Origin of the sequence: Chryseobacterium gossypii (assembly GCF_041361455.1) — a bacterium.
Taxonomy (GTDB): Bacteria; Bacteroidota; Bacteroidia; order Flavobacteriales; family Weeksellaceae; genus Chryseobacterium; species Chryseobacterium gossypii.
In genome coordinates this window covers 1-17254 of record NZ_JBGCUR010000028.1, presented here as the reverse complement: position 1 = coordinate 17254, position 17254 = coordinate 1, and the positions used below count along the sequence as shown (strand labels likewise).

14 protein-coding genes are annotated in these 17254 nt (G+C 38.4%); all 14 read left to right on the top strand.

The window, feature by feature from the left end:
• Positions 1–4 precede the first annotated feature (4 nt).
• The 14 genes from topA (at position 5) to ABMQ40_RS13700 (ending at position 17057) form a co-directional block, all read left to right on the top strand.
• Positions 5–2548, top strand: a complete 2544-nt coding sequence (gene topA, locus ABMQ40_RS13765) for a type I DNA topoisomerase (protein WP_370900575.1) — start codon at positions 5–7, stop codon at positions 2546–2548.
• 172 nt (positions 2549–2720) lie between these two features.
• Positions 2721–3791 carry a formimidoylglutamase gene (locus ABMQ40_RS13760; protein ID WP_370900573.1) on the top strand — a complete coding sequence of 357 codons (1071 nt, stop codon included), beginning with the start codon at positions 2721–2723 and terminating at the stop codon, positions 3789–3791.
• A 3-nt stretch (positions 3792–3794) separates the two neighbouring features.
• Complete coding sequence (locus ABMQ40_RS13755; protein ID WP_370900571.1) at positions 3795–4796, top strand: glycosyltransferase; 1002 nt, start codon at positions 3795–3797, stop codon at positions 4794–4796.
• A 57-nt stretch (positions 4797–4853) separates the two neighbouring features.
• Positions 4854–5981 carry a glycosyltransferase family 4 protein gene (locus ABMQ40_RS13750; protein ID WP_370900570.1) on the top strand — a complete coding sequence of 376 codons (1128 nt, stop codon included), beginning with the start codon at positions 4854–4856 and terminating at the stop codon, positions 5979–5981.
• Positions 5982–6017: 36 nt separating this feature from the next.
• A complete protein-coding gene (locus tag ABMQ40_RS13745; RefSeq protein WP_370900568.1) occupies positions 6018–6896 on the top strand; it encodes a polysaccharide biosynthesis/export family protein in 879 nt (292 codons plus the stop codon).
• A gap of 1 nt (position 6897) precedes the next feature.
• Entirely contained in the window at positions 6898–9393 is a 2496-nt protein-coding gene (locus ABMQ40_RS13740) for an exopolysaccharide transport family protein (protein ID WP_370900566.1), read from the top strand.
• A 213-nt stretch (positions 9394–9606) separates the two neighbouring features.
• Positions 9607–10500, top strand: coding sequence for a type IX secretion system protein PorG (gene porG / locus ABMQ40_RS13735; protein ID WP_370900564.1), 894 nt, complete (start codon positions 9607–9609; stop codon positions 10498–10500).
• Between the two features lie 4 nt (positions 10501–10504).
• Complete coding sequence (gene uppS / locus ABMQ40_RS13730; protein ID WP_370900562.1) at positions 10505–11254, top strand: polyprenyl diphosphate synthase; 750 nt, start codon at positions 10505–10507, stop codon at positions 11252–11254.
• A 28-nt stretch (positions 11255–11282) separates the two neighbouring features.
• Complete coding sequence (gene bamA / locus ABMQ40_RS13725) at positions 11283–13823, top strand: outer membrane protein assembly factor BamA (RefSeq protein WP_370900560.1); 2541 nt, start codon at positions 11283–11285, stop codon at positions 13821–13823.
• A 5-nt stretch (positions 13824–13828) separates the two neighbouring features.
• On the top strand, positions 13829–14383 hold the full coding sequence (locus ABMQ40_RS13720; RefSeq protein ID WP_370900558.1) for an OmpH/Skp family outer membrane protein: 555 nt from the start codon (positions 13829–13831) through the stop codon (positions 14381–14383).
• Positions 14384–14450: 67 nt separating this feature from the next.
• Positions 14451–14954, top strand: coding sequence for an OmpH/Skp family outer membrane protein (locus ABMQ40_RS13715; RefSeq protein ID WP_370900556.1), 504 nt, complete (start codon positions 14451–14453; stop codon positions 14952–14954).
• Between the two features lie 68 nt (positions 14955–15022).
• On the top strand, positions 15023–15508 hold the full coding sequence (locus ABMQ40_RS13710) for an acyl-CoA thioesterase (RefSeq protein ID WP_370900554.1): 486 nt from the start codon (positions 15023–15025) through the stop codon (positions 15506–15508).
• Positions 15505–16365 carry a dTDP-4-dehydrorhamnose reductase gene (gene rfbD / locus ABMQ40_RS13705; protein WP_370900552.1) on the top strand — a complete coding sequence of 287 codons (861 nt, stop codon included), beginning with the start codon at positions 15505–15507 and terminating at the stop codon, positions 16363–16365. Before ABMQ40_RS13710 ends, rfbD begins: the two co-directional genes overlap by 4 nt.
• A gap of 8 nt (positions 16366–16373) precedes the next feature.
• Positions 16374–17057, top strand: coding sequence for a hypothetical protein (locus ABMQ40_RS13700; RefSeq protein WP_370900550.1), 684 nt, complete (start codon positions 16374–16376; stop codon positions 17055–17057).
• Positions 17058–17254: the final 197 nt, after the last annotated feature.

Here is a 17254-nt window from a genome sequence, read left to right as displayed (position 1 = left end):
TAGAATGTCGAAAAATTTAGTAATCGTAGAGTCTCCTGCAAAAGCCAAAACTATTCAGAAATATTTAGGGAAAGATTTTGAAGTAAAATCCAGCTTTGGGCACATACGTGATTTACCTAAAAAAGGAATGGGGATTGATCTTGAGACGTTTAATCCTGATTACGAAGTTTCTGCCGACAAGAAGAAATTGGTGACAGAATTAAAGGCTGCCGTAAAAAAAGCTGATATGGTATGGCTGGCTTCCGATGAAGACCGTGAAGGAGAGGCTATTGCATGGCATCTGGCAGACGAACTGAAACTAAAACCGGAAAACAGGAAGAGGATTGTTTTCCATGAGATTACTAAAAATGCCATTTTAAAAGCAATAGAAAATCCAAGAGATATAGACCAGAATCTGGTGAATGCACAACAGGCCAGAAGAGTACTTGACAGGATCGTGGGTTTTGAGATGTCTCCTGTATTATGGAAAAAAGTAAAGCCGGGGCTGTCAGCCGGAAGAGTACAATCCGTGGCAGTAAGGCTAATTGTTGAAAGAGAGAAGGAAATCCGTGAATTTGTGCCGAAGGCAAGCTTCAAGCTGGACGGAACCTTCCTGAATAAAACCGGCCAGGAAATTGCGGCCAGGCTTAAAAAAGACTTTGAAAAAGAAGAAGATGCCGAAAAATTCCTTGAGCAGGCCAGAGATACGGAATTTAAAGTACTTAACGTTGAAACAAGACCGGGAACACGGTCGGCATCTGCACCCTTTACCACTTCCACATTACAGCAGGAAGCCTCTTCCAGGTTAGGATATAATGTGACCACTACCATGCGTCTCGCGCAGACCCTGTACGAAGAAGGGCATATTACCTATATGAGAACAGATTCGGTGAATCTTTCTCAGGAAGCTATTGAGGGAGCGAAAAAACAAATTATAGCAGAATACGGATCCGAATATTCAGCGCCAAGAAATTACACCACAAAATCTGCTTCCGCACAGGAGGCTCACGAGGCTATCCGCCCTACTGACTTTGCAGTGAAAAGCATTGGCGATTCCCAGCTGAATAAGCTGTATCAGTTAATATACCGGAGAACACTGGCTTCCCAGATGGCTAACGCCAAAATAGAAAAAACCGTAATTGAAATCGGGAATACAAAATTACCCCAGCAGTTTGAAGCCCAGGGTGAGGTCATCATTTTTGATGGTTTCCTGAAAGCTTATGGTATCGTAAAAACAGAGGACGATGACGAGGAGAACAACGAAAAGCTATTGCCGAAAGTAAATGTGGGGGAAATATTAAACTATAAAACCATCACGGCAACAGAGAGATTCACAAGGCCAAGTTCCAGGTATACGGAAGCAGGTCTGGTAAGAAAGCTGGAAGAGCTGGGGATCGGCCGTCCTTCTACCTATGCACCTACCATTCAGACCATTCAGAACCGTGAGTATGTTGATAAGCGTGAAATTGAACCACAGACCCGTGAAGTGATCAGGATGTCTCTGGCGAAAGACAAGATTAAAAAGGAAGTTCTTGAAGAAAAATTTGGGGGAGATAAAAATAAATTCGTTCCTACAGATATAGGAGAAGTAGTGAATGATTTTCTTACAGACCATTTTAAAGAGATCCTGGACTATGGTTTCACGGCCAGGGTGGAGGAGGGTTTTGATGAGATTGCCAATGGGGAACAGAAGTGGAAAGAAATGATGACAGACTTCTACTCCAAGTTCCATCCGAGAATTGAAGATGTGGAAGAAAATGCAGATCGTGCAACGGGAGACCGCTTGTTGGGAACAGATCCTAAAACCGGGAAAAATGTTCACGCAAGGATAGGACGATTTGGAGCTATGATCCAGATCGGGGAGACGGATGATGAGGAAAAGCCGGTCTTCGCCTCGCTGATGGCTGGCCAGAATATTGCCACAATCACCCTGGAAGAAGCTCTTGAATTATTTAAATTACCTTTTGACCTTAAGGATTTTGAAGGCCAGCCGGTTTCGGTAGGGGTCGGAAGATTCGGGCCATATGTGAAATGGGGTGAAACTTTCATCAGCATTCCTAAAGGGGAAGATCCGTTGTCCGTTGATCAGGCCCGTGCAGAAGAACTCATCAATGAGAAGAAAAAAGCGGATGCACCCATTGCAACCTACAAAGGTGAGCCTGTAACCAAGGGGACCGGAAGATTCGGACCGTTTATCAAGTATAAGGATATCTTTGTAAATGTTCCGAAAAAATATAATTTCGACAACCTTTCCCAAAGTGATATCAATGAGCTGATCGATGCCAAGCTTGAAAAAGAAGCGAACAGGTATATCCAGCAGTGGGAAAAAGAAAAGATCTCGATAGAGAACGGAAGATGGGGGCCTTTTATCAAGTTTGGCAAAGCAATGTTTAAAATACCAAAGAAAAAGGATGATACGAAATATGAAGCGGAAGAATTGAAGAAGGTTTCCCTGGATGAAGTGAAAAAATGGATCCTGGATCAGGATAAAAATGCTTTTGCTGAGAAAAAGAAACCTGCCGCAAAAAAGGCAGCTGCCACCAAAAAGACAACTGCCAGAAAGAAATAATACTACAACAGACATAAAGCCGTTAACATCGTGTTGACGGCTTTTTTTTGTTAATAAATGATCGGCAGGATAGTAAATTGATGAGGTTTTTGTATGTTTGTACAGGCTTTAAAGCTGAATGAAAATAATAAACCAATTAAGGTATTATACCCTATTACCATTATCGTGATCTATGAATTTTGAAGATTTTATTATTTCACCAAGGAATTTCAGGACTGAAAGTTGGCAGATTGGAAGCCGTATTACAAAAGAAATAAAAGAAGACAGTATTGTCCTTCTGTTTGTTTCAGACTACAGGGGGGCGGATGGCGATGCCGAAGTACAGGATTTTACGGGCATACGAAAAGAATTTTATAAGCTTTCACAACTGGATTTTGAGATCCCTGTAGTGGATCTGGGCGACCTGGTTTCAGGAAAATCGGTTCAGGATTCCCACTATATATTGCAGGAAGTTTTGTCTGCGTGTCATTATAAAAGAGCAATACCGGTTGTTGTGGGTGGATCCAACGATTTTGCCTACTCACTGTTCTCCGCCCTGAACTTCCACAAGAAAAATATTAATTATACCCAGATCAGCAATGTGATTTCCCTTAAGCAGGAGGAAACCATCAACGAGCATACCTTTTTAAGCAAAATTTTCAGTACTAAAAATTTCTCCATTAAAAACTATCATCATCTGGGATATCAGAAGCATCTGAATGAAACCGACTCTGTGAGACTGATCAAAGAAGTGGATTTTGATATCGTACGTCTGGCGGAAATGATGAATTCCACGGAAAAAACGGAGCCGTTCTTCAGAAAGGCCGATCTGGTGACAGTGAATTGTGATGCTGTAGAAAGTTTCGGTGATGCCTTTTCGATGAACCCACAGGTAAACGGCTTGAACAGAAGGGAGATCTGTGCCTATATGAAAGAAATAGGATTAAGTGAAAATCTGAGATCGGTAGGTATCTTTAACTATAATATTTATTCTGAAAGCCAGCTGAACCATCAGCTTCTGGCACAAATGATCTGGTATCTGATTGAAGGGATCAATATTCAGAAATCACATCCCAGGGAAAGACAGTACGAAATATTCTATGTTTTAATTGATGATAAGCAATATGCTTTCAAAAGGGATACTTTCAGCAATTTATGGTATTTCGGTGATGATGAGAATATTGAAAACTGTATCCCATGCTCCAGAAAAGATTTTGATGAAGCCAAAAAAGGCTGGTTAAATGCGCGGTTGACGAAAATTTAATGTATGACAAACGTTCCCTCAAAAGTTTCCATCATTGTTCCTGTCTATAATGTCGAAAATTATCTTGCCAAATGTCTTGATTCCCTGGTGAACCAGACCCTGGCCAATATTGAGATTTTAATTGTAAATGATGGCAGTAAGGATAATTCTGAGCAGATTATACAGGAATACAGGGATAAATATCCTCAGAAAATAAAAGCCTTTAAAAAAGAGAACGGCGGGCTGAGTGACGCCCGGAATTTCGGGATCGATAAGGCAACGGGAGATTATATTGGCTTTGTGGACAGTGATGACCATGTTTCAGAGACCATGTATGAAGAAATGCTGGATCTGGCGGAAAAGCACCAGGCCAGGATGGTGATCTGTAATATACAAAAGGTAGATGAATATGGAAATGTCACCCAGAAGCTTACCCAGGTCCCGAATATGCCTGAGAAGATTGATCTCGAAAAAAACTTTTCTGTTTTTTCAGATCTGAGCTATTTCGCCTGTAATAAGCTGTTTAAAAAAGAACTTTTCGATCAGAGAAGATTTAAAAAAGGGGCCCATTTTGAAGATATCCAGCTGATTCCCCAGCTGTTGCTGGAATGCGAGACTCTGGCCCAGACCCAGAATTTTCATTATCAATACCTGGAGCGCAGAGACTCTATTACCAAAACCCATACGGAACGGGGCCTGGATATTTTAAAAGCAGTGCAGGATGTGGAAAAAGCTTTCGAAAAGTCCAAGTATTCCTCAAAAAAACAGGAATTGAAAAACTTTCAGATCTTTGAAGGAGTGTATTCCTTCCTGGCTTATCTGGCGTTTGTAAAAGATGAAAATATTTTTAATGAAATGGATGAAAAACTTCAATATTTCATGCAGGTTAGAAATATAAAAATTAAAGATATATTGAAGTATAATCGTTTTGATAAAAATTATCTGTTATCTTTGCCCTTGAAAAAAAAGGTTTTTTATCTGTTATTTTTTGCAGGACAGAAAAAATTGATAAGAAAATTAATTTAAACACAAATGTAGGACTGCTGTTTTTTATAAAGAAAGCAGTGCTTTGAATAGAAAAAAATGAAGAATCTTGAATTGTTCCTAACTCAGTCAAACATTCCTATTTTCTATGTAAAGATAGGCTTAGGTTTTGTTTTTTCTTTCTTAATTACGTTCTTTTCTGTACCCACTATCGTTAAAATTTCCAGAAGGAAGAACCTGATGGACGAGCCAGGTGTAAGAAGCTCCCATTTGCGGAAAATACCCAATCTGGGAGGGATCGCTATTTTTTATTCAATAGGGGTTTGCGCTTCTATTTTTGCCTATGAGCTGTTCGATCTGTACAAATTTTTATTTGCATCCCTGGTTATCCTTCTGTATGTGGGAGTAATGGATGACATTGTAGTCATGAGAGCCTATAAGAAACTCGTGGCACAAATCATAGTTTCATCGCTTATTGTTATAGGATCAGATATAAGGATCAGAAGCCTGTTCGGAATATTCGGGATCTATGAGCTGAGCTATTTTGTAAGCATAATGTTCAGTATCATCACCTTCATTATTCTTATTAATGCTTTCAATTTAATTGACGGAATAGATGGTCTGGCAGGCGGATATTCCGTGATTTGCAGCGGGCTTTTCGGCATCAGCTACTACAGGCTGGGAGAATATAATTATCCGTTGGTGGTTTTGTCTGTCATCATTATCGGTGCTGTTTTGGCTTTTTTATATTATAACCTGTCGAACTACAGGACCAATAAAATATTCATGGGAGATACAGGCTCCATGCTTTTGGGCTTTCTGCTGGCGTTCACATCAATATGTTTCATTGATATCTTTATTGATAAAGCCCTTCCGAACGTACCGCGATATCATTTGCAGTCTGCACCCGTAGTGGCGGTAGCTATCCTGATTCTGCCGATTGTGGACACCCTGAATGTGATTATTGTAAGGATTGCCAATAAAAAATCACCTTTTGACGCCGATAAGAATCATATCCACCATAAGCTATTAAAGCTTAACTTCACTCACAGGAGGTCGAGTTTTTATATTATCGTATATTATCTGTTCATCGTTAGCGTAGCTTATTACCTGAGACATATTAATATTAATGTGCTATTGCTGATTATATTATTTTTAGGATTTCTGGGCGCGTACATCCCTGATTTTATTTATCGCAATAAGAAACATGAAAAACATGAAAAGTAACAATTAAATCTTTATTTTTGCAAACAACTTGAAAATATGATGAAGAATTATAAGTATATACTCCTTTTGATAATTCCCTTTCTGGTAGCATCTTGTATTACGACAAAAGATGTGAGATACCTGCAGCCTAATGAAAGCCTTGTTATCAACGAGGAAGGTCTTGTTCCCTACAATATCCCTATTTACCGGATTACAAAGAATGACATATTAAACCTTAATATTGTCACCACTCCCAAAGGAGATGCCGCACAATTTTATTCTTCCCTGAATACCTCAGGAAGTACCGAGGCTCCCAGTACCAATAATGTGGCTTCAAATGTGGGGGTCCGAAATGTTTCCGTTGGAGGCGGATCCAGTATCGGTGGAAATGTTAATTTTTACTTCCGGGGATTGAAAGTGGATTCCAATGGAGACATTAATGTTTTCGGGATCGGATATATCAAAGCCGAAGGAAGAACCATTGATGATGTGGCCAAAGAGATTCAGGAAAAAGTAAATGAAAACTTCCAGCAAGGAAAGGCTGAGGTCAGATTAAATACTGACGGAATCACCTATTACATACTGGGAGATGTGGAAACAGTAGGTATTTCCGGGGAAAAGGTGGTCCATAAAAACACCCTTACCATTACGGAAGCTCTGGCTATTAACGGAGGACTAAACAGAACGGTTGACAGGAAAAACATTGTGATCCACAGAAAACTGCCTGAAGGAATTAAAATCGCCAAGATAGACCTCACCCGGGAGGATCTGATGAACTCTCCTTATTACTATGTTCAAAACGGAGATGAGATTTATCTTAATACAAGAGCAAAGAGTCTCAACGGCTTCGGAAAAGATCCGATACAAACTTTGACGACAGGAATTTCAGTGGTCACTACAGCGTTATCAATTTATCTACTTCTTAAAAACCTTTAATATGATCCCAGAAAAAGACGCTAAAGTAGAGAGAAATGATATCCAAAAAGAAAGATTTGGTTCCTTTGCCTTATTTGATATCGAACATTTTTTAAGCAGGGTCATTAAAAACTGGTACTGGTTTGTTTTCATGCTGTTTACCGGCTATGCGATAGCCTGGATATATGGCAAATACTATGCACAGAACATATATGCCTCAAACCTGTCCTTAAGTGTTTCGAATAATACCGCCAGTTACTTTACTCCCAACCAATCCATCAACTTCATCTGGGGTCAGGGAGGCAATCAGGACGGAATCTATTTGAAGAAAATGCTTTTATCAAGATCCCATAATGAATTTCTTGTAAAAGAGCTGGATCTGTTTGTCAACTATTCCACTAAAGGAGCCATCAAATCCACCTATCTGGATAAAGACGACTCTCCTGTTTTTGTACAAATTGATAAGAATCACTATCAGCAGATAAATTATCCGTTTACTTTGATCCCTAAAGGCGGGAACGCTTATGAGGTTGTTTTACCGGAAGAAGGAGAATCCACTAATGTCTACAGCTATGAATCCGAAGGATTTCATGAAATTAAGCCGTATGAAAGACCGGAGAATAAAATAATCAGGGTTGGTGAATGGTATACTGCCCCCAATTTAAGATTCAGGCTGGTTCAGAACCCTGTGAAACCTAAAATCAAGCTTACGAATATCATTATTAACCTGACCTCGGTAAACCAGACGGTTAATGATATCGTTTCTACCATAGGAGTGGAGTTTGATAAAGAGATCAATACAATAATGATTATCACCAAAAAAGGGTATAATCTTAACAGTACCGTAAATTTCTTAAACAAATCGGTAAGCGAATTACAAAAGAAAAGGCTTGCAGATAAAATGACCGTTGATAAAAATACCGAACTTTATCTGCGTGGCAATCTGAATACGGTAAGAAAAAAACTGGACTCTAGTGCCAATGTCCTGAATTATCTGAAAACGTCTGAAAAGCTTTATGACATTAAGGACAGGGATGAAAAATCCTTAACGGAAATCAAAGATCTGGAAGCCAGAAAAGCAGATCTTGAAAGCAAGATAAGCTCCCTGAACAGTATCAAAAATTCTCTGGATACACAGAATTTTAATAAAATGATCAGCACCAGTGCCGCCGGCTTCCAGGACGGGCTTTTCACAGCGTCGGTTTCAGAGCTGAAAGCCCTCTATGAAAAAAGAAGAGAGCTGGCTACGATCTATACCCCGAACTCCGAACCAATGCTGGAGATCAACAGGCAGATCAATGAAACCCGGCTGGGGTCATCGGACATTTTGAGAAACTATTATACCCAGTATTATACCGAGATCAATAAAATCAACCGTAAAGTGGCGGAAGCTAACGCGAACCTGTCCTCATATCCTGAAAAAGAAAGGCGCTATTTAGATGCTGAGAGGGGCTATAATATGATTGAGGCAACCTACAATAGCTTATTGGGAAGACAGAACGAAACCCAGATGAAGCTGGCTACCAACCAGTCTGATATTACGGTGATCGACCCCGCAAAAAATGTTGGGCAGCCTCCTATTGCACCTAATGTGAAGGCAGCCAAAATGGGGATCATTGCGGGACTGTTGCTGCTACCTTTGCTATTTATCGTTGTTGGGGAATTGCTGGATAATAAGATCAGGAATATCAAAGAGCTCCTCAATGCTACAAGAATTCCGTTGCTGGGTGTCATCGGTAACAATAACAATGAAAATATGCTCACCGTTCTGGAACAGCCAAAATCTTCTGTTTCCGAAGCCTTTAGAGGAATCAGGGCGAATGTGAGGTTCCTTTCAGGTGAAAATGAAAAAAGTAAAGTGATCCTCGTCACATCATCTATTGGAGGAGAAGGAAAAACCTATGTTTCTATCAACCTGGCCTCCGTTCTGGGATTAAGTGATAAAAAAACCATTCTGTTGGGAATGGATTTAAGGAAGCCAAAGATTTTCGGGGACTTCAAAATCAATAATCAATACGGGATATCCAACTATCTGACGGGTGAGGTTTCTGTAGATCAGATCATCAATAAAACGAAAATCCCGAACCTGGATGTAGCTACTTCGGGACCTATACCGCCAAACCCTTCCGAGCTTTTGATGAGCGAAAGAAACGTGAAGTTCATTGAAGAGCTTAAAGGCAGATATGATTTCATTATCATTGACTCCCCACCGGTAGGGCTTGTGGCAGATTCATTTGAACTGATGAAATATTCCGACGCCAATATTTATGTGGTACGTCACGAATATACCGAAAAATATATGCTGAAAATGATCACTGAAAAATATCATAACGGAGAGATTGAGCACCTGGGCCTTGTTTATAATGACTACAATACAAAACAAGGATACGGCTATGGATATGGTTACGGATACGGTTATGGTTACGGCTATGGATATTTTGATGAAGATAAGAACTATAAAGAGCCGTTATTGATCAGAATACGAAATAAGGTAAAGGCTATTTTCGATAAAAAATAATATATTTAAACCCTCATTTAATGGGGGTTTATTATATGAAGATTTTTTTGAATCTATTAAAAAAAGAATATTTTCATTACTTTGCCGTTTACTTTATAACAAATTATGTTTTTTTGTTTATTTTTAACTAAACATTAAGATTATCATTAATATAAAAATGTTTTATATTTGCAAAAATTAAATTTTAAAATAACCATAAATCCATATTCTTTTATGAATAAAAAATTATTGTTTAGCTTCCTTGCCGCCCTAGGAACTGTGGTAAGCGTTAAAGCACAAAGAAACGAATTGGGAGTTCGTCTAGGTATGAGCAACCTAGTGGGTGATATAGGAAGAACGAATTATATTTTGCAAAAGCCATTGGATTTAGATAGAGTATCAGATTGGGGAGTCCCTTTTTATGGAGGTTTATTATACAGGTTTAATTTTAACCCTTACCAGACAGTAAGATTGGATATTGGATATAACCAGGTCCAGTTTAGTGATAAAGCAGCGAAAGAAGAGTATAGAAAAAACAGAAACTCTTTCGGAAAAAATAATATATATGAAGCAAGCTTAATGTTTGAATATAACTTTTTCCCGGTAAATAATGAGCAGGAAAGCATGCTGAGCCCTTATATCTTTGGAGGTGTCGGCGCTTTATTGTTTGATGCCCCGAAAGCTACTTTGGTAAATGATTTCAGAAGAGATGCAGATGGTGTGGCCCAGGCCCCGGTAAATGAATTAGACTTTACCACCACACCGGTATACTCCACCGGAACGAAAACAGCGATGCATATCCCTTTCGGAATAGGATTAAAATATAAATTCAATCATAATTGGGCAATATTTGCAGAAGCGATGTTCAGATACACTTTTACAGATCAGTTGGATTATAGTAAAATACTGAGTAAAGATGTGGTATCTACATACAGTGGGGATATTTTAGACCCTAACACAGGTGGATCTTTGCTTCAGTCAGGTGCTTATTATATTGTATCCAAAGAAAGAGAAGCTAAGTTTTTAGGAGAAAGAAATATTGGAGATCAGAGTTCCAGAGATTGGCTGAATACCGTAAGTTTGGGTATCACCTATTCCTTCGGAAGACCTCCATGTTATTGTGAGTAATAATATGTCGTTGATTAAAGATAAAATAAATTCTGAGAATTTACCGAAGCATGTTGCCATTATAATGGATGGCAATGGGAGGTGGGCAAAATCTCGTGGCGAGGAAAGAACTTTTGGTCATAAAAATGCTATCAATGCTGTAAGGAACGCCATTAATGCATGTAATGAGATACATATTCCGTATCTGACGCTTTATACATTCTCCTCAGAAAACTGGAACCGGCCTAAAGAAGAAGTAAATACCTTAATGAATTTACTTGCGGAAACACTTTTGCTGGAGGCTGAGGAAATATTCAGTAAGGGGCTGAGAATGCATGTGATCGGTAAACTGGATAAACTGCCGCCACTGGTAAAAGACCAATTGCTTCGGGTGGTGGAATTAACAAAAGAAAACACTAAAGGCAACCTGGTCCTGGCAATAAGCTATGGCTCTCAAAATGAGATATTGGATGCCGTGAAAAATATAAGTTCTGATGTGAAGGAAGGTAAGGTAGAGGTAGAAAATATAGATGAGAAATTATTCGAAAGTTATCTTTATACAAAAGATTTCCCTCCTGTAGACTTGCTTATAAGAACCAGTGGTGAAGTAAGAATAAGCAATTTCCTTCTTTGGCAGATCGCTTATGCCGAACTGCAGTTTTTAGATGTTCTATGGCCAGATTTCACAAAAGACATTTTCTTTCAGTGTATTGTTGATTATCAGAATAAAGAAAGAAGATACGGCCTTACGGGCGAACAGATAAAAATCCAGTAAAATTTAAGACAAGAAAGACTACGATAAAATGAAGTTTAGACTATTACCCATCATGATGTTTGTTGCTTCTGCACATTTTTATGGACAGGTAACTCCACAGGACAGCACTCAGGTGAACAATAATCCTGTATACGCAGAAAATCAGACAGGCACATACATGCTTAAAGACATCGTTGTAGATGGGGTGAAAAAATACACGCCTGCGCAGATTCTAAGATTTACAGGTTTATCCAAAGGGGAAAGTGTAGATATCCCGGGGCAGAAAATCAGTAACGCCATTAAAAAACTTTGGGATACCCAGTCCTTCTCAGAAGTGGAGGTGTATGTTCAGAGTATTGAGGGCGAAACCGTAGTTTTAAGATTCTATCTCCAGGATTTGAAAGAGCTTGGAGAAGTGAAGTTTACGGGAAAAGGGATCGGAAAATCCAAAAACGAAAAGCTTGCTAAAGACAACAATCTGAAGCCGGGTACTAAAATTACTCAGAACCTGGTTGCCAGCCTGAAGACGAATATACCTAAAGAATATATCAAAAAAGGATTTGCAGATGCTAAAATATCCATCCAGGATAAGATAAATGCCAATGATCCGGCTTTGGTAGACTGGACGATCAACGTAGATAAAGGAAAAAAAGTAAAAATCGATCATATTGAGTTCGAAGGAAACCAGAATGTATCTGATTCCAAACTCAGAAAAAAAGCCTTTAAGGAGACCAAGCAGAAAAGGTTCGGTATTGGGGGAATCCTAAAACCATCCAAATTTATTGAAGAAAAATACCAGGAAGATAAGCAAAACCTTATCAGTTACTATAACTCTTTAGGATACAGGGATGCCATTATCGTTTCGGATTCCATATGGAGAAATAAAAAGAATAATTATGAGATCAATGTAAAACTTAACGAAGGTAAAAAGTATTACATTGGGGATATTACTTTCACAGGAAATACGGTATACTCTACAGATTACCTGCAAAGACTTTTAGGATATAAAAAAGGAGATATCTATGATGCTGTAGGATTCAATAAAAAAGTAGGTGAAGACGGAGGTAAGGAAGATGATTCAGACATCAAGTCGGTGTATATGAACAACGGTTACCTTTTCTCCAATGTAACTCCGGTGGAGAAATCTGTCTCAGGAGACTCTATCAATCTGGAGATCCGCATCAGCGAAGGAGAAAAAGCGACCTGGAACAGAGTAACATGGCAGGGAAACACCACAACCCATGACCACGTTATCCTTCGTTCCCTGAGAACAAAACCAGGAAACCTCTTTGCCAAAAGTGATATTAAGAGAACTTACTTCGATTTGGCAGGGATGTCATTCTTTGATCCACAACAGATAGGCCAGGATATTAATCCAAATCAACAGGATAACACTGTGGACATCAACTGGAAACTGGTAGAAAAAGGATCTTCACAGGTTCAGCTACAGGCTGGTTACGGTGGTAACAGCTTTATAGGAACCCTGGGGTTGACATTCAACAACTTCTCCCTGAAAAACTTCCTAAGGTTCAAAGATTTCAGACCGGTACCTCAGGGTGACGGGCAGACATTGTCGATCCAGGCACAGGCCGGGCAATATTTCCAGAACTATGGAGTTTCTTTTACAGAACCTTGGTTGTTCGGGACAAAGCCAACTGCACTTTCAGTAAGTGTGAACAACTCAAGGGTAAAATACTCTGATCTCAATGGAGAAGACCAGAAGTTAAACATCTTTTCGGCTTCTGTAGGTTTAAACAGATGGCTGAGATGGCCGGATGATTACTTCTCATTATATACAGGTATCCAGTTCCAGAAATATAATTTCAGAAACTATCCTTTTGAATTCGGAGGTACTACAGAATATTATGGAACAGCGAACAACTTCAGCATTAACTTAGGACTGAGCAGAAATTCTGCCGGAATTGATCCAATTTTCCCTACAATGGGGTCCAATATAGAATTGTCAGCCAAACTTACCCCTCCATACTCATTGTTCAGCAACAAAGACTATTCAACAATGACTCCGACGGAGAAATACAAATGGATGGAATTTTATAAAATCAAATTTAAGGCAGATGTCTATAATGAGATTGTAGGAAAGCTGGTGTTAAGATCCTCAGCAGAAATGGGATTCATGGATGGATACAATAAACAGCTGGGAGCACCACCGTTTGAAAGATTCTATGTAGGAGGTACGGGATTGTTCGGCGGTAGATATGACGGTAGAGAGCTTATTCCTTTGAGAGGTTATGAAAATGCTTCTACTTACGGAGGAACCATTGATGATATTACCCAGACCGGTGGAGGTACCATTTATAACAGATTTACATTGGAATTGAGATATCCGATCTCATTAAACCAGACGGCAAAAATTTATGCCTTGACTTTTGCTGAAGGGGGTAACGTATGGAACTCATGGAGCGGTTATAACCCATTCCAGTTGAAAAGATCCGTTGGTATCGGGGTCAGAGTGTATATGGGAGCCTTTGGTTTGATCGGATTTGATTTCGCTTATGGATTTGACAAAACCGTTCTTGGAACAGAACCTTCAGGATGGAAGACACACTTCTTGATGAACCAATCATTATAATCGATATGAAAAATTTTAAAATACTTTTCACCCTTATCGTATGTCTGCTTTTCGGGTCAGGCAATGCACAAAAAATTGGCGTTGTAGATACGGAGTACATTTTAAATAAACTGCCTCAGTATAAAGAAGCAGAGGCAAGATTGAACTCTCAGATTGATACCTGGCAATCTGAACTTCAGAATATGCAGTCTGAATATGAAAAGAAAAAATCAGCTTTTGAAAATGAAAGGGTCCTGTTAATAGGTGACCAGCTTAAGCTGAGAGAAAAAGAAGTAATGGATCTTGAAAAAAACATTAAAACTACTACCAGTTTACGTTTTGGGGCCAACGGGGAAATTGCTAAATTAAGAACAAATTTGGTACAGCCCTTTCAGGATCAGATCTGGGGTGCCATCAAAACAATGTCAGAGAAAAACGGATTGGGCATAGTTCTTGATAAAACGAATAACAATGTGCTTTTTCTCCAAAAAAGATTTGATTATTCAGATAAAGTGCTGGATATCCTCTTAAAAGGAACAGAAAAAGCTGAAAAAAAAGGAAAAACTAATAACAAAAAATAAAAGTTATAATTAACTTTTACTGAAATTTAAAATCTAAAAACAAATTAAATTATTTATTTTACCAATTATGAAAAAATTAAGTGTATTATTTGCAGCAGTAATGATGGTAGTATCGGTAGGTATGGCAAAAGCTCAAAAAATTGCTACTTTAGATGTATTAGGTGTTCTTAACGCAATGCCTGAAAAGAAAAAAGCAGATGCTGATCTTAAAGCTTTCCTGGACACTAAGCAGGCTGAAATTAAGAAAAAGGCAGACGCCGCTCAAGCTAAATATCAGCAATATCAAACAGAAGCTCCTAAAAAGACAGCTGAAGAAAATACTGCAAGAGAGACTGAAATGAAAAAGTTGGGTGATGAAATTCAACAGATGAATGATAAAGCTCAGAAAGATTTCTTAGCTAAGCAAGATGCCGCTTATGAGCCAATCGAGAAAAAATTGAACGACGCTGTAACTAAAGTAGCAAAAGCTAATGGATATGATTATATCATGGACGCAAACTCTTCTGCTTTCGTTTACAAAAACGGACCGGACGCTACTGCAGCTGTGAAAAAAGAATTAGGAATCCAATAATTCAACAAATTAACAAAGTTTTATAAAACTACCATCTCTTTTAGAGGTGGTTTTTTTATTTTTGCCAAATGGAAAAAGAAGTATCAACCACGGTAAAAGTGAGGTTTAGTGACTGTGACCCGATAGGACACTTGAACAATGTAAAATATCTGGAGTATATGTTCAATGCCAGAGAAGACCATGTAGAAACATCCTACGGCTTTACTTACGAAGAATACACAAGAAAAAACGGCTTTACCTGGATTGCAATACAAAACGAGATTGCTTATTTAAAAGAAGTAAGATATAATACCCAGGTGGTCATCAGCAGTAAAACAATTGATATCCAGGATAGGACCGCCAAAGTGGAGATTTTAATGAAAAGTCTGGATGAGAAAACAATCCACGCGGTATTATGGGTTACAGTGATTTGTTTCAATGTGAAAACCAGAAAATCTGAATTACATCCGGAAGATATCAAAGAAACATTTCATAAATTTTATGTTGATCTTGAACAAAAAGATTTCCAGTCAAGAGTTAAGTTCTTAAGATCCCAAAATGCGAAGAACTCATGAAAAAAATACTAATAATAGGCAGTAATGGGCAATTAGGAAACTGCATAAGAAAAATTGCACCCGATTTTGAAAGTAATTATGAATTTATTTTTACAGATTCACAAACATTGAATATCACAGATGAAGATCAGATCAATGATTTCTTCTATGAACATAAACCTGACATCTGCGTCAATGCATCGGCCTATACCGCTGTAGATCTTGCAGAAACAGAACAAGAAAAAGCATTTGCCATAAATGCGGAAGGGGTAGCTTATCTTGCACAGGCTTGTCTGGATTATAAAACGATCCTGATCCATATCTCCACAGATTATGTTTTTGATGGAGATACCAATCTCTGCTATTCTGAAGATGACTTTACCGATCCGGTGGGGATTTATGGAAAATCAAAAAGAAAAGGAGAAGAGCTGGCTCTGGAAATAAATCCCGGCACAATAATCTTGAGAACATCCTGGTTATATTCGGAATTTGGTAAAAACTTTGTTAAGACCATGCTGAATCTGTTTTCCCAAAAAGATGAGCTGGGTATTGTTGCCGATCAGTTCGGGCAACCTACAAATGCCAATGATCTGGCTGAAGCAATTATGAAAATTGTAGAGACGCCTCAAAAAACTTTCGGGATTTTTCATTTTTCAAACTACCCGGAAACCACCTGGTTTGATTTTGCCGGAAAAATTGCGGAAATTTCAGGTTCCTCAATACAATTGACAGCATTGACTACAGATCAATACCCCACTCCGGCCAAAAGGCCGAAAAGAAGTACGATGTGCCTCGATAAGATTGAGGAGGTTTACGGAATAGAACCGAAACATTGGGAAAATAGTCTGGAAGAATGTATAAAAATACTATCCCGATAATATTTACTATGAGAAACCTGGCAATCATTATTTTTATCGCTTTAATGCAGCTTTCCTATGCGCAGAACGTGTACCTTACAAAGGTTCATAAGACAAGCGATAATACAGATAAATTCTTATATAAGATAAACGAGGAAGCTAAAGATGCACAATACCTGGGTGAAATTGAAGTTCAGGGCTTCACCAATGATGATGCCTCAGTTTTCTCTCTGATATATAAAAAAGCAAAAGAAATCGGGGCCAATACATTTTCCTTACAGCCATTTGAAAATATTGACGGATCCCCTCAGCCATTTAATCCCTCAAACTATAAATTGGCATTATACTATCTGCCTAAGGAGAAACTATTGAATCAAACAGGCTATCTGTATTTGTTTGCTTCCTCAGAAAAAGATCAGAAAATAAGTATTAACAGAAAAGATTATACCTTATTCCCGAGAACCTATTTATTATTACAGGTGATGCCGGGAGAGATATATACCATATCTACGAAAAAATTGTTGGGGTCAACAATAAAAATCCAGCCTAAAGCCAATGATTCCAATCAATATTTTCTGATTTCCTCTACGAAAATAAGATCGGATACCTCCGGAACAGGCGGCTTAAACTTAAAATCCGGAGATATTATAGGATTGGAAAAATCATTTGCAGAATTTTTAAGTATAATTTATAAAGAGACCAAAGTGCAATAAGTAATGCACTTGGAAGATTGCTTTATTCTTATATCTACTATATTTAATAGCTTTTCCTGCTTTTGATATTCAATTTCTTTGCGATTTTTTTATTTAATATTCAGTTCATTACATTTTCATATTAACAAGATATAAAAATTATGTTAAATAAATTTGGATGATAGAAGAATAAGGTTCTATCTTTGCGGCACTGAAAA

Coding starts and splice junctions, on each gene's coding strand:
- topA (WP_370900575.1), top strand. CDS start 5: ATGTCGAAAAATTTAGTAATCGTAGAGTCTCCTGCAAAAGCCAAAACT.
- ABMQ40_RS13760 (WP_370900573.1), top strand. CDS start 2,721: ATGAATTTTGAAGATTTTATTATTTCACCAAGGAATTTCAGGACTGAA.
- ABMQ40_RS13755 (WP_370900571.1), top strand. CDS start 3,795: ATGACAAACGTTCCCTCAAAAGTTTCCATCATTGTTCCTGTCTATAAT.
- ABMQ40_RS13750 (WP_370900570.1), top strand. CDS start 4,854: ATGAAGAATCTTGAATTGTTCCTAACTCAGTCAAACATTCCTATTTTC.
- ABMQ40_RS13745 (WP_370900568.1), top strand. CDS start 6,018: ATGATGAAGAATTATAAGTATATACTCCTTTTGATAATTCCCTTTCTG.
- ABMQ40_RS13740 (WP_370900566.1), top strand. CDS start 6,898: ATGATCCCAGAAAAAGACGCTAAAGTAGAGAGAAATGATATCCAAAAA.
- porG (WP_370900564.1), top strand. CDS start 9,607: ATGAATAAAAAATTATTGTTTAGCTTCCTTGCCGCCCTAGGAACTGTG.
- uppS (WP_370900562.1), top strand. CDS start 10,505: ATGTCGTTGATTAAAGATAAAATAAATTCTGAGAATTTACCGAAGCAT.
- bamA (WP_370900560.1), top strand. CDS start 11,283: ATGAAGTTTAGACTATTACCCATCATGATGTTTGTTGCTTCTGCACAT.
- ABMQ40_RS13720 (WP_370900558.1), top strand. CDS start 13,829: ATGAAAAATTTTAAAATACTTTTCACCCTTATCGTATGTCTGCTTTTC.
- ABMQ40_RS13715 (WP_370900556.1), top strand. CDS start 14,451: ATGAAAAAATTAAGTGTATTATTTGCAGCAGTAATGATGGTAGTATCG.
- ABMQ40_RS13710 (WP_370900554.1), top strand. CDS start 15,023: ATGGAAAAAGAAGTATCAACCACGGTAAAAGTGAGGTTTAGTGACTGT.
- rfbD (WP_370900552.1), top strand. CDS start 15,505: ATGAAAAAAATACTAATAATAGGCAGTAATGGGCAATTAGGAAACTGC.
- ABMQ40_RS13700 (WP_370900550.1), top strand. CDS start 16,374: ATGAGAAACCTGGCAATCATTATTTTTATCGCTTTAATGCAGCTTTCC.